Origin of the sequence: Zoogloea sp. (assembly GCF_044344315.1) — a bacterium.
Taxonomy (GTDB): Bacteria; Pseudomonadota; Gammaproteobacteria; order Burkholderiales; family Rhodocyclaceae; genus Zoogloea.
Window position 1 is genome coordinate 1 of the sequence record NZ_JBIJDC010000127.1, and the last position, 12,653, is coordinate 12,653.

Annotated in this window: 11 protein-coding genes and 1 pseudogene; 5 read left to right on the forward strand and 7 right to left on the reverse strand. The window is 63.9% G+C overall.

Annotated features, from left to right (window positions below; genetic code table 11):
- A pseudogene (locus tag ACIQ09_RS19520) lies at positions 1-482 on the forward strand (GTPase HflX); the annotation flags it as partial.
- A 9-nt stretch (positions 483-491) separates the two neighbouring features.
- Here the strand turns inward: ACIQ09_RS19520 and ACIQ09_RS19525 are convergent.
- From ACIQ09_RS19525 to purM, 5 genes are all read right to left on the reverse strand, one after another.
- Positions 492-1,700, reverse strand: coding sequence for an ABC transporter permease (locus tag ACIQ09_RS19525; protein WP_398313649.1), 1,209 nt, complete (start codon positions 1,698-1,700; stop codon positions 492-494).
- Positions 1,701-1,702: 2 nt separating this feature from the next.
- Positions 1,703-2,419, reverse strand: coding sequence for an ABC transporter ATP-binding protein (locus tag ACIQ09_RS19530; RefSeq protein WP_398313651.1), 717 nt, complete (start codon positions 2,417-2,419; stop codon positions 1,703-1,705).
- Complete coding sequence (locus ACIQ09_RS19535; protein ID WP_398313653.1) at positions 2,416-3,687, reverse strand: efflux RND transporter periplasmic adaptor subunit; 1,272 nt, start codon at positions 3,685-3,687, stop codon at positions 2,416-2,418. Before ACIQ09_RS19535 ends, ACIQ09_RS19530 begins: the two co-directional genes overlap by 4 nt.
- A gap of 16 nt (positions 3,688-3,703) precedes the next feature.
- Positions 3,704-5,152 (reverse strand): efflux transporter outer membrane subunit, encoded by a 1,449-nt coding sequence (locus ACIQ09_RS19540; protein ID WP_398313655.1) that lies wholly within the window; start codon positions 5,150-5,152, stop codon positions 3,704-3,706.
- Between the two features lie 208 nt (positions 5,153-5,360).
- Entirely contained in the window at positions 5,361-6,395 is a 1,035-nt protein-coding gene (gene purM, locus ACIQ09_RS19545) for a phosphoribosylformylglycinamidine cyclo-ligase (RefSeq protein WP_398313657.1), read from the reverse strand.
- Between the two features lie 204 nt (positions 6,396-6,599).
- On the opposite strand from purM, the gene hda reads away from it, so the two are divergent.
- Together hda and ACIQ09_RS19555 are read left to right on the forward strand one after the other, a co-directional pair.
- Positions 6,600-7,280, forward strand: a complete 681-nt coding sequence (gene hda / locus ACIQ09_RS19550) for a DnaA regulatory inactivator Hda (protein WP_398313659.1) — start codon at positions 6,600-6,602, stop codon at positions 7,278-7,280.
- A 10-nt stretch (positions 7,281-7,290) separates the two neighbouring features.
- Positions 7,291-7,956: an HAD family hydrolase gene (locus tag ACIQ09_RS19555; protein WP_398313661.1), complete on the forward strand. Its 666-nt coding sequence runs from the start codon at positions 7,291-7,293 to the stop codon at positions 7,954-7,956.
- A 27-nt stretch (positions 7,957-7,983) separates the two neighbouring features.
- Here ACIQ09_RS19555 and ACIQ09_RS19560 read toward each other — a convergent pair whose 3' ends face one another.
- Together ACIQ09_RS19560 and ACIQ09_RS19565 are read right to left on the reverse strand one after the other, a co-directional pair.
- Positions 7,984-8,856, reverse strand: coding sequence for a dienelactone hydrolase family protein (locus ACIQ09_RS19560; RefSeq protein WP_398313663.1), 873 nt, complete (start codon positions 8,854-8,856; stop codon positions 7,984-7,986).
- A gap of 72 nt (positions 8,857-8,928) precedes the next feature.
- On the reverse strand, positions 8,929-9,738 hold the full coding sequence (locus tag ACIQ09_RS19565; protein WP_398313665.1) for a Crp/Fnr family transcriptional regulator: 810 nt from the start codon (positions 9,736-9,738) through the stop codon (positions 8,929-8,931).
- Between the two features lie 361 nt (positions 9,739-10,099).
- Here ACIQ09_RS19565 and ACIQ09_RS19570 point away from each other — a divergent pair, with 361 nt between their 5' ends.
- Both ACIQ09_RS19570 and narL read left to right on the forward strand, forming a co-directional pair.
- Positions 10,100-12,010 carry a histidine kinase gene (locus tag ACIQ09_RS19570; RefSeq protein WP_398313667.1) on the forward strand — a complete coding sequence of 637 codons (1,911 nt, stop codon included), beginning with the start codon at positions 10,100-10,102 and terminating at the stop codon, positions 12,008-12,010.
- Positions 12,007-12,653: two-component system response regulator NarL (gene narL / locus ACIQ09_RS19575; protein ID WP_398313669.1), on the forward strand; the 647-nt coding region annotated here is incomplete at its 3' end. The genes ACIQ09_RS19570 and narL, both read left to right, overlap by 4 nt.

The following is a 12,653-nucleotide window of genomic DNA, read 5'->3' on the forward strand; positions in this document are numbered from 1 at the left end:
CCGCGTCCTACAAAGCCCCCCTCGATGAGGCGCTGGATGCCTCGCTGCTGCTCCACGTCATCGACGCCAGCGACCCGGGCTTCGAGCGCCAGCTCGAAGTGACCGACGTGGTACTGGCCGAGATCGGAGCCGATGTCCTGCCGCGTATCCGCGTCTTCAACAAGATCGACTACGTGGGCGATGCCGCCGCCCAGGCCGAATGCGAGGCCTCGCTACGGGCCCGCTACCCGGACTGCGTCGTCATGAGCGCACGCCGGCCGGAAGAAGTCTCCGCGCTCCGGGACGTCATCCTCACCTTCTTCCAGCGGGACCTGGTCGAAGCCGAGCTCTTCCTGCCCTGGTCGGCCCAGCAGCTGCGCGGCGAGATCTATTCCAACTGCCAGGTGCTGGAAGAACGTGCCGATGAGGAAGGCGCCTTCTTCCGCGTACGCGGCGCCCCGGATGTGGTGCAGAGCCTCGAGGAGCGCCTCGGCCGGCAGTAAGCCGGCAACTCACTCGTGCCGCAGGGCCTCGATGGGGTCCAGGCGGGCAGCCCGGCGGGCCGGCACATAGCCGAAAATCACACCAATAGCCGCTGAAAAGCCAAAGGACAGCAGGTTGATCACCGGATCGAAGAGGTAGGGCACCTTCATCAGCGCCGTACCGGCAATGGACGCCAGGGTTGCCAACACGATGCCGACCATGCCGCCCAGCGACGACAAGGCCACCGCCTCGATCAGGAACTGCAGCAACACCTCCCCCTCGCGGGCACCGATGGCCAGGCGGATGCCGATCTCCCGGGTGCGCTCGGTCACCGACACCAGCATGATATTCATGATGCCGATGCCGCCCACCAGCAGACTCACCGCCGCCACCGCCCCGAGCAGGCCGGTGAGGACGCGGGTGGTACCGGAAAGGGTTTCAGCAATCTGGCGGGTGTCCATCACCGAGAAGTCATCGTTGTCGCCCGGGTCGATATGGCGCCGCTCGCGCATCAGCCACATCACCTCGCTCTTGGCGGCATCAATGGACGCCCCGTCCCGCACCGAGATCATCAGGCTGCCAACATCCACCGAGCCGGTGAGCCGCCGTTGCAGCGTACGCAGCGGCATCACCACCAGGTCGTCCTGATCATTGCCCATGGTGGACTGCCCCTTTGAGGCCAGCAAGCCGATCACCTCGCAGGAAAACTGCTTTACCCTGACCTGCTGGCCGACGGCGTCAAGACCGCCGAAAAGCTCCTTGCGTACGGTCTCGCCGATCACGCACACGGCAGCACCGGCACGCTCTTCGGCCTCGTTGAAGATACGGCCGCTGGTGATCTGCCACTTGCCGGTGGCAAACCAGTCGGCGGTGCTGCCAGTGACGCTGCTCGACCAGTTGCGGGCCATGGCCACCAGGGTGACGCTCTTGCCACTGACCGGCACCGCGGCGGCCAGCCCGCTCACCTGGCTACGCACGGCATCGGCATCGGCCACCCGAAAACTGGCGGCCCCGGCCGAATCCCTACCAGGGCCCAGCTGCTGGCCCGGCCGGACGATCAGGAGATTGCTGCCCAGGCTGGAGATCTGATCGGACACGGCGCGGGTGGCCCCATTGCCCAGCGTCACCATGGTGATCACCGCCGACACCCCGATGACAATACCGAGGATGGTCAGGAAGGAGCGCATCAGGTTCCGGCGGATCTCGCGCAAGGCGAGCAGGACGGCGTTCCACAGCATCACTAGGCTCCCTCGCTGCAAACGGGCGCCGCCCGGCGGACGTCGCTGGCAATGCGCCCATCCACCAGGCGCACGATGCGATGAGCGTACTCGGCCATGTCCGCCTCGTGGGTGACCATCACCACGGTCAGGCCCTTGTCCCGGTTGAGGGCCACCAGCAGATCCATGATCTCGCGACTGCGCTCGGTGTCCAGGTTGCCGGTCGGCTCGTCGGCCAGCAACACGGAAGGTTCCGTCACCAAAGCCCGGGCGATGGCCACTCGCTGCTGTTGCCCGCCGGAGAGTTCGGCCGGGGTGTGATGCCCCCAGCCCTCCAGCCCGACAGCGGCCAGCGCCTCCCTGGCCAGAAGGCGCCGCCGCGCGGCTGGCTCCCCGCGATACAGCAAGGGCAGCTCCACGTTCTCCTGGGCAGAGGTGCGTGCCAGCAGGTTGAAACCCTGGAAAATGAAACCCAGGGCGTGCCGACGCAACAGGGCCCGCTGGTCCCGGTCGAGACTGTCCACCTCCAGGCCCTGGAAGCGGTAACTGCCCCCGCTCGGAGTGTCCAGGCAGCCGAGGATGTTCATCAGCGACGACTTGCCGGAGCCGCTCGGCCCCATGATGGCCACGAACTCCCCCGCCTCGATGCTCAGATCCACTCCGCGCAGGGCCTGGAAGGCTGCAGCACCGTGGCCGAAGCAACGGGTCACTTCGCGCAGGGCAATCAGCGGAACGCTCATTTTCCGGCCACCAGCGCCTCGACGATCAGTTCCATACCGGGCTTCAGGGGCGCCTCCTCTTCCACCGCACGCACTTCGGAGAGCTGGCCATTGCTGCCCAGCACCTTCACCCGTAAGGGCTGCGCCTGACCATCGCGCAGCTGCCAGACGGTCCGCGTACCGTCCCTGGCGGCCACGTCGGACGTTGCCTTGGGTGGCGGTGCCGGCGGGCGCGGCATCAGGCTGGCGAGCAGACTGCGTCGGGCGGCCGCCTGGGCTGTCGGCGGAGAAAAACGCAAGGCCGCATTGGGCACCAGCAGTGCGCTCTCCCGGCGCGCCGTGGTGATCTCGGCGGTGGCCGTCATCCCGGGGCGCAGCATCAGGGCATCGTTCTTCACTTCAAGAATGGTCAGGTACGAAACCACCTGATCCTTGGTCTGGGAGCCCCAGCCGACCCGGACGACCCGTGCCGGAAACGTCTCCCCGGGCCAGGCATCCACATGGAAACGGGCTTCCTGTCCCTCCTTCACCTTGCCCACATCGGCCTCATCCACATCCACCTGCAACTCCATGCGGCGCAGGTCTTCGGCCAGGGTGAACAGCACCGGCGCCGTCATGGCCGCCGCCACCGTCTGCCCCGGCTCCACCTTGCGGGTGAGCACGATGCCGTCGATGGGGGAATGGATGATGGCCTTGGACAGGCTGATCTCCTGGGTGCTGAGGGCCGCCGTGGCCGACGCCACCGCCGCCTGCGCCGCTCCCTGGTCGGCCACGGCCCGCAGGGACGAGGCCTCGCCGGCATCCAGCTCGGCCCGGGACGGAACCTTGCCACCGGACAGACGGGCGACCTCCTTCAGGCGCCCCAGGGCGGCAGCCGTCTCCGCCACGGTGGCCTCCGCCTGACGCAAGCGGGCCCGGGCCGAGGCCAGATCGGCGCGGGCCTGGCGCACCTGATCCTTCAGTTTGGAGGGGTCAAGCCGGGCAATCACCTGACCCTTGCGTACCCGGTCATTCACATCCACGTGCACCGACTCGACAATGCCTGACAGCTCGCTGCCTACATCAACGGAGTTGGTAGGCTGCAGATTGCCATTTGCCGACACGTTAATCACCAGATCGCCGGTGTGTGCGGCCACCGTGCGGTAGCGCGGGACGTCGCCAGCACCATCGCCGCCAAACACGCCGAAGAGCGCCACGCTGATCAGCACGGTGGCGGCACCGAGCACGGCCAGCCGGGGACGACGACCAAAGCGGGACTTGCCGCCATCGACAACGAGTTTGCGGAGCATCTCCGCAGATCGGGACTCAGGAACGCTCATGCGTCGTCACCAGGGAAGTTGTGGCTGTGGCGTCCGGCGACCAGCCGCCACCAAGGGCCTTGTAGAGACGGATCAGGGCGGTGAGGCGTTCGGCATCGGCCGTGGCCAGGCTGTCCTCAATGGACAGCAGGCTGCGCTCGGTGCTGAGCACGGTCTGGAAATCGATCAGCCCGGAGCGATAGCGGTGACTCGCCAGCAGAGCTGCATTGCGGGCAGCCTCGGCGGCGCTCACCAGGGCTGTCTGACGCTCCCGGCCGCTGGCCAGGGCCACCAGGGCGTTATGCACGTCCTCCAGGGCGAGCAACACGGTCTTCTCATACGCCGCCACGGACTGCTCCCTCACCGCCTCACGGACGTCCACCTGGGCACGCAGACGGCCCCCATCGAACAAGGGGCCGGACACCGAGGCCGCCAGGGAGCGAGCCAGCTGCCCGCCACCGGTAAAGGTGGACAGACCCAGGGCCTGCAGGCCGATGGAGCCGGACAGGCTGAAGCCCGGGTAGCGGGCCGCCTCTGCCTGCCCCACCCGGGCTGTCTCTGCCGCCACCCTACGCTCGGCAGCCCGCACATCGGGGCGCTGGCGCAGTGCCTCGGCCGGAATGAGCAGGCCCACCTGCTCCGGGACGACGGGTAGTCCACCTGCGGCGCCTTCCTTCACAACCAGCTGCTCGTGGAGACTACCCGGGCCTCGTCCGGTTAGCAGGGCCAGTCGATGCTCCGCCGCGGCCTGCCCGGTCTCCAGGGTAGGAATCACCGCCCGTGTGGTGTCCCGGTTGCTGCGCGCCTGCTCCACATCGAGGCTGCCCACCAGCCCTGCCCGGGCGCGCCAATCGGTAATCTGCAGGGTTTCGGACTGACTCCCCAGATTGCTCCGGGCAATACCCAGACGGGCCTGGTAAGCCCGCAGCTCCACGTAGTTGAGGGCCACCTCCGCTGCCAGGCTGACCTGGGCGGCATACAGGTCGGCCAAGCTGGCGGCCAGATCGGCGTCAGCCGCCTCGAGCGCCCGACGGGCGCCACCAAAGACATCCGGCTCCCAGCTGGCATCGAAGCCGGCATCGTAAAGGCTCTTGTCCACACCGAAGGCCGTGCTGCGGCTGGTACCCACCGTTGCGCCCAGCGTCGGAAAGCGGTTCGCCGAAGCCAGAGTCCGGCTGGCCCGCGCGGCACGCAGGGCCGCCCCTGTCGCCTTGAGATCCGGATTGGCCCGGAGGGCCTCCTCGATCAGGCCGGTCAGCAGCGGATCGGACAGCTGGGTCCACCAGCGGGCCAGGTCGGCACGCTCTACCTGATGCGTACCGGCCGTCGGGGCCTGCCAGACGGCCGGTGCCTGAGTCACGGGGGCGCGGTAATCGGGGCCGACATTGGCGCAGGCACCAAGCAGCGTGGTGAGGATCAGCGGCAGCAGTGACCGCGTGGCCGCGACGCGCGGCAAGGAAGAAGGGGAATCCATGGGACGGGGCGGATAGCTCTGCGCAAAGTACGCAGCGACAGGCCATCATCTCCCCATCATGTGTAAGCCGGCGTCACCCCAAGGTAAAACCGGGTAAAGATACCTCTGGCTGGCGCCGACGGACCCAATGAAAAGCGGGCCACAAAGGGCCCGCTTTTACATCCACGCCTGCCCAGTCCGGGCAGTGGCGTCAGATAACTACTGTTTGTGCCTGACCTTCGGCACGGGCTTCGATGGTGCCCAGGTTGTAGACCGTTTCGCCGGTGGCACGCAGCTGCTCGGTGGCGGCATCCACGTCTTCCCGGGCAACGATCACGACCATGCCGATACCGCAGTTGAACACCCGGTACATCTCCTGAGCATCGACATTGCCGGCGTGCTTGAGCCACTGAAACAGGTAAGGCATTTCCCAGGCGTCCTTCTTGAGGACGGCAGTGAGATTGTCAGCCAGCACACGAGGCACGTTTTCAAGCAGTCCACCACCGGTGATGTGGGCCATGCCCTTCACCAGGCCGTCCCGCTTCTCCATCAGCGCCAGCAGGGACTTCACGTAGATGCGGGTGGGCTCCATGATCACATCCTTGAGGCTGCGGCCATGAAAGTCGCCTTCCAGGTTCGGCTTGGCAATCTCGATCACCTTGCGGATCAGGGAGTAACCATTGGAGTGGGCACCGCTGGATGCCAGGCCCAGCACCACGTCGCCCGGGCGGATGGTGGAACCATCGATGATCCTGGACTTCTCGACCGCACCCACCGCGAAGCCGGCCAGGTCGTACTCGCCGTCCGGGTACATGCTCGGCATCTCGGCGGTTTCACCGCCAATCAGGGCGCAGCCGGAGAGCTCGCAACCCTGGGCAATGCCCTGAATCACGGTGGCAGCGGTGTCCACATGCAACTTGCCACAGGCAAAGTAGTCAAGGAAGAACAGGGGCTCGGCACCCTGCACCAGGATATCGTTGACGCTCATGGCCACCAGATCCTGGCCGACGGTGTCATGCTTGTTGAGCTGGAAGGCCAGCTTGAGCTTGGTGCCAACGCCGTCGGTACCGGAAACCAGCACGGGCTCCTTGAACTTCTTCGAGATCTCGAACAGGGCGCCAAAGCCGCCGATCCCGCCCATCACCTCCGGGCGCATGGTGCGCTTGGCAAAGGGCTTGATACGGTCAACCAGGGCATCGCCGGCGTCAATATCCACACCGGCATCGCGATAAGTAAGGGAGCTCATGGGTTCTTTGATCTCATTTGAAGCGACCGGCAGGCAGGAGGATTGCGCTCGTCGGGTTGAGCGCCCCGCCGTGACCGGCTACATTAACGGGCCTTGCGCTGCAGACAGCCGGAGTTTTCCGCCCGTCCCGCGCAAACAAACCCGAATTTTAGCCGAAATGTCGCCTGCCCGCCCCTGCCCGGTGTTGAACGGCGAGACAACCTCGTGAAGCAACTCACCCTCGATCTGCACGCCGACGCGCCACCGCTGCTGGAGAACTTCGTCGCCGCGACCAATGCCGACCTGCTTGCCGCCCTCTACGAGGCAATCCCGGTGGCAGAGGTGCCCCAGCACCTCTTCCTGTGGGGAGATGCGGGCAGCGGTCGCAGTCACCTGTTGCGCAGCGTGGTCACCGCCGCAGCCCAGGCCGGCCGGCCGGCCTGTTACGTGCAGGCCGCCGACGTGGTGGACACCCTGCCCGAAGCCCCCACCCTGCTGCTTGCCGTGGATGACGTGGAAGCCCTTGGCCCCGACGCCCAGATCGCCCTCTTCCGGGCCTTCAATTCGGCCCGCAGCCAGCGCATGACCCTCATCACCAGCGGCTGCGCTGCACCACTTCACCTGAATCTGCGCGAAGACCTGCGTACGCGCATCGGCCAGAGCCTGATCTTCGAGGTCAAGGCCCTCAACGACGATGATCGCCTGGCTATTCTCGACGCCCAGGCGGCAGCCCGCGGTCTGCGCCTGGACCCAGAAATCGTGCAGTACCTGTTGCGTCATGGTCGCCGTGACCTGACCAGCCTGCTGCGCACCCTGGATGCCCTCGATGCCGCGTCGCTGGAACGCAAGCGCGCCATCACCCTGCCCCTGCTGCGGGAAATCCTGCAGCGCGACCTGAGCCTTTAAAGCGATCAAGATGGAACTCGTACTCTTCGACCTGGACAACACCCTCCTTGCCGGTGACTCGGACTTCGAGTGGGCCCAATACCTGATTTCCCGTGGCGTACTCGACAAGGAAGTCTACGAAGCCCGCAACCAGACCTTCTTCGACCAGTACAAGGCGGGGACCCTGGACATCTTCGAGTTCCTGGACTTCCAGCTCAAACCCCTGGCCCGCCACAGCCGCGAGCAGCTCGACGCCTGGCACAAGGAGTTCATGGCCAGCCGGGTACAACCAATGATGGCACCGGAGGCCCGGGCGCTGGTCAACCGACACCTGGAAGAAGGCGCCGTCGTGGCCATCGTCACGGCCACCAACAGCTTCGTCACCTATCCCATTGCCCGCGCATTCGGCATCCCCCATCTGATCGCCACCGTTCCGGCCCAGGAAGGCGGCGCGTTCACGGGCAAGCCGCGAGGCACTCCGGCCTTCAAGGATGGCAAGATCGAGCGGGTTGAAGCCTGGCTGGAGAGCCTGGGTCTGTGCTGGTCAAGCTTCGAGCGTAGCTGGTTTTACAGTGACTCCCACAATGACCTGCCCTTGCTGGGCAAGGTCACCAACCCGGTAGCGGTGGACCCGGACGACACCTTGCGTATCCACGCCACTTCCCGGGGCTGGCCGGTGATCTCCCTCCGCGGCTGAACCGACCAGCCAGGGCCGGGAGTCAGTCTAGACGCCGTTGTCGCGGAACCAGGCCAGCATCCGCGCCCAGCCGTCAATGGCATCCTCAGCCCGGTAGCTGGGCCGGTAGTCGGCATGAAAGGCGTGCCCCGCCTCGGGATAGATGACGAATTCGGCGCGCTTGCCGGCCCGGGTCATGTCGTCACGCATGTCCTCCACATCGGACACAGGGATCCCTTGGTCCTTTGCGCCGTAAAGCCCGAGCACCGGAGCCTGCATGCGGTCGACAAGATCAGCCGGATGCTTCGGCGAAGTTCCGGTTGCCACCCCCGTGAGCCGGCCATACCAGGCAACAGCAGCGCGCAGTTGCGGATTGTGGGCTGCGTAAAGCCAGGTGACTCGCCCCCCCCAGCAAAATCCGGTAATCGCCAGCCGCGCCGGATCCCCTCCGTTTGCTGCCGCCCAGCCGGCGCAGGCATCCAGATCACCCATGACCTGGGCATCAGGCACCTTGCTGACGATCGTCGAGAGAATCTCTGCCACGCTACCCACGCTCGCCGGATCTCCGTGGCGCTGGAACAGATCGGGGGCGATGGCCTGGTAGCCCTGACGGGCCAGACGACGGCAGGTGTCTCGAATGTATTCATGCAGGCCAAATATTTCCGATACCACCAACACCGTCGGAAATGGCCCCTTGCCGGAGGGCTGGACCCAGTAGGCACGCACCGCCACACCGTCGGACGCCTTGATGGTGATGTCGCCGGCAGAAAGCCCGCTGGCAGCGGTCTGTATGACACTTTGCCCCTGGGCCGGGCGCACTGCCAGTGCAAAACCAGCCGCCAGGGATGCCCCGACAAAGGTTCGGCGGCTCAGCGGCAGGCCGGGAACAAGGCTATCGAAATCGGAATCCTTGACAAGCATGGGGCACTCCGAGGGTTGAGCGAGGATGGAAGCATACTCCAAGGACCCATGGCGCCGGAATCTGCCGTTTGCTCAGACGCTCCGCGCCCCGAATGCCCCTGCCTGCCCAACCCCATTCCGCGAGAACCAGCTGCTGCCCTGCGAAACCGTAGCGCAGGACGTTACGCCAGGAACATCCCGGCGAAGTATCGGCCGAGAGGCGTGAGCGCGGGTGAAAGCCTCCATCAGGGTGACATGCTTGCCATGGACATGAATCATCCCGGCATCGGACAGCTCGCGAAAAATGCGCGACAGGGTTTCCGGCGTGAAACCCATGCGCGCCGCCAACACATGCTTGGGGATCTCGAGCTCGAGATCCACAGCGCGCCCTCTCTCCATTCCGGGCCCAGCGAGGCGCAGAAGGTAGTCCACGACCTTGTCCGTTCCAGACTGGAAACAATCGGCAGCGATATCCCGCTCGATGGAGGATTGCCTCTGCGCCATGGCGCTGAGCATGCGACGGGACAAGCCGGGCTCCTGCTCGACGGCACGCAGCACGCCCTCCCTTCCCACCGCCAGCATGACAACGGGCGTCACGGTTTCAACCGAAGACACACAGGGCGCATCCCCAAACAACTCGGCAACCCCGAAAAGCTGTCGGGGTGACAGAATCTCGATCACCTTCTCACCGCCATCCTGTGACGATACCGAAACCTTGAGGTGGCCAGACATGACGTGATAAAGCGCCCTCGGCCTGTCCCCTGCCGCGTAGATCGTCTTGCCCTTGGCAAGGCTGATGACATCCGCAGACTGGGCGATCTCACCGATCACGTGTTCAGGAAGGGCTCGAAAGAGCGCGATCTCACCGAGAATCAAGGACAAGTCATCAAGGCTGGTATGCATGGTTTCCTCCACTTGGTACATGTGCAGGACAGACCGGAATTTGAGTGGTCGCCCTTTGGCATGCCGCGCAGTCTAGGAGTCGTCAGAGCATCTGGATTTGACCTAGATCATGCCCGAAAGACCATGCAACTTGCATTAACTACCTCTATTTAGGTAGGCAAAAAATGCGTGTTATTAACATGCAACTGGCTGTTTTTTAATTGTTTGTCTAAAACCTGCAAGAGCGTTCAGAACGTCATACATCCTCGCCCGAAGGGATCGCCCTACTCCCATTTTCCGTCTCCGAGTATCCACACAGACTCCCATCAACGCGCCCCCTGGCCCAAAATAGCACTTCGTCAGGGCAACCGGAGATCAAGCCTTGAGTGCCCCATCAATCCATCAGCGAATCCCTCCCGGCAGGGGGCGCCCATCCGTTGTCATCCGCCTCGGCGCCTGGATCGCCGCCATCGCTGCACTGGCGGCGCTCTCCATCCTTGCCTCCATTACTGTGGTCGAGTTGTCTTCCGGTGAGGCGCGGGCGATCAACATGGCAGGCGCCCTGCGCATGCACTCATACGCCATCCAGTCGGCGGTAGGGCTCGACACAACGGATGTCCGCCACCCCCGGCTGACTCAGAAACTGAACGAGTTTGAGGCCCGCTATACCCACCCGGATCTGCTCCGGGTCATTCCCGCCACGGCCGAAGACCCTGTACGCCTGGCCTACGAGATCGTCGGGAAATTCTGGCGCACCCGGTTTCGCCCGGCCGCACTGCAGGCAGGCCCAGAGCCTACTGCCCGTTTGGCCCTTCAGGCCGACACAGCCCAAATGGTTGTTCATATCGATGAGCTGGTTGCCCTTATAGAGGAAGGGCTGGAGACAAAACTCCAGGCGCTACGCCTCGCCCAAGGCATTTCCCTGGCCTTACTGCTAGTCGTCGGGGCCTGTGCGGTAATCCAGCTGAAAACCCACGTACTCAACCCACTCGGCGAATTGTTGGCCATGGCACGAGTAGTTCGCAAAGGCAATTTCAGCGAGCGGGTTGCAGCTCGGGAACCCGACGAGCTCGGACAACTTGGTGAAGCCTTCAACTTCATGATCGAAGACCTGTCGCGGATCTATGCCGAGCTGGAAAACAGGGTCATGGAAAAAACCGAAGAACTCGCTCGCAGCAACCAGTCCCTAAATCTGCTTTACCGCACCACACGGGCACTGTCCGAACGCGCCGTCAGCAAGGCCACGCTACAGCAGGTACTGCAGGAGGTGGGGCAAGTGATAGGAATTCGCTCGGGCACCCTGTGCCTCAAGAAGGTGGACGGGATGAGCGTTGTTGTGCAGGCAGATCCGGCAGCCCCCATTCCGGATGCCGAATTGTGCAGATCAGAGTGCCATGGCTGCAAAAGCGCCGGTACGCCGCAGGTAAGCATTGGTGTTCGCGACGCGGCTCCCGGAGAATGGAACATCTCGGTCCCCCTATTCGACGGAACACGCAGCCATGGCGCCATGTTGCTTCAGCAGACAGACAGCAAGCGCCTGGAAGGCTGGCAGGTCGAGCTTCTGGAGGCCGTCGGTCGTCACGTGGGGACTGCACTGGCGACAACCCAACGCAATGAAGAGCGCCATCGCCTGGCTCTCCTGGACGAGCGCTCGGTCATTGCGAGGGAGCTCCACGACTCCCTGGCCCAATCCCTTTCCTACCTGAAAATCCAGGTCACGCGACTGCAGAGCCTGCTGGGTCGAAACCCACCCCCAGAGCCCGTGAATGAAGTCGTAGGTGAGCTTCGCGACGGTCTTAACGAGGCCTACCGCCAGCTGCGTGAGTTGCTGACAACCTTCCGCCTGCGCATCGACGGTCGAGGCCTGCCAGCGGCTATCGAGGACACCGTACAGGACTTTCGTCGGCGTACCGGGTTGAGTATCTTCCTCGATAATCAGTTGAGTAGCCTGGAACTCCCCCCTCACCGAGAAATCCACGTCCTGCAGATCATCCGGGAAGCACTTTCCAACATAGAACGCCATGCCCACGCCAGGCATGTCTCCGTTACCCTCAAGAACAGCGAAAACAATCTGCTGATGGTGAGCGTCGAAGATGACGGAATCGGATTCGACGCAAGCAACACGCCCCTGCATCGCTACGGCATCGTGATCATGCGTGACCGTGCCCAAAACCTGGACGGAGATCTTCATGTCCGGCCCCGGAACGGAGGAGGCACCCAGGTTGAATTCACCTTCCCCAATCAACCCGTCCTGCAGGACGCTCAAGCCAGCAACCAAGGAAATCCGCAGTGAACATCTCCTCCACGAGCTCCGTCCTCATCATCGATGACCATCCCCTGTTCCGCAAAGGCGTGTCCCAACTACTCGCCCTTAACGACGAACTACACCTGATCGGAGAAGCCTCCAGTGGAGAAGAAGGGCTCGAGATGGCCAAAGGGCTTGAGCCCGACCTTATCCTCCTGGATCTGAACATGAAGGGCATGAATGGCATCGAGACACTACGCGCCCTGCGTGAAGCCGATCTTGCGGCACGAATCCTGATTCTGACCGTGTCAGATGCAGCTGACGACCTGGTCGCCGCTATCCGCGCAGGCGCAGACGGCTATTTACTGAAAGACATGGAACCAGAGGAACTGCTGGAACGGATCGTGGAGGCTCAACGTGGCAAGATCGTCATCAGCGAGAGCCTGAACGGCCTGCTTGCGAGATCCCTGCGCGACGAAGCCCAAGCGGCCGAGCGCACCATAGCGCCTCTCACCGACCGGGAGCGCGACATTCTTGGATGCCTGGCCAACGGACTGTCAAACAAGTTGATCGCCCGGGACCTGAACATCGCCGAAGGGACCGTCAAGGTGCACATCAAGAACTTGTTGAAGAAACTCAAGTTCAGATCACGGCTGGAAGCGGCAGTCTGGGCAATAGATCAAAATCTGCG

Coding starts and splice junctions, on each gene's coding strand:
- ACIQ09_RS19525 (WP_398313649.1), bottom strand. CDS start 1,700: ATGCTGTGGAACGCCGTCCTGCTCGCCTTGCGCGAGATCCGCCGGAAC.
- ACIQ09_RS19530 (WP_398313651.1), bottom strand. CDS start 2,419: ATGAGCGTTCCGCTGATTGCCCTGCGCGAAGTGACCCGTTGCTTCGGC.
- ACIQ09_RS19535 (WP_398313653.1), bottom strand. CDS start 3,687: ATGCTCCGCAAACTCGTTGTCGATGGCGGCAAGTCCCGCTTTGGTCGT.
- purM (WP_398313657.1), bottom strand. CDS start 6,395: ATGAGCTCCCTTACTTATCGCGATGCCGGTGTGGATATTGACGCCGGC.
- ACIQ09_RS19555 (WP_398313661.1), top strand. CDS start 7,291: ATGGAACTCGTACTCTTCGACCTGGACAACACCCTCCTTGCCGGTGAC.
- ACIQ09_RS19560 (WP_398313663.1), bottom strand. CDS start 8,856: ATGCTTGTCAAGGATTCCGATTTCGATAGCCTTGTTCCCGGCCTGCCG.
- ACIQ09_RS19565 (WP_398313665.1), bottom strand. CDS start 9,738: ATGCATACCAGCCTTGATGACTTGTCCTTGATTCTCGGTGAGATCGCG.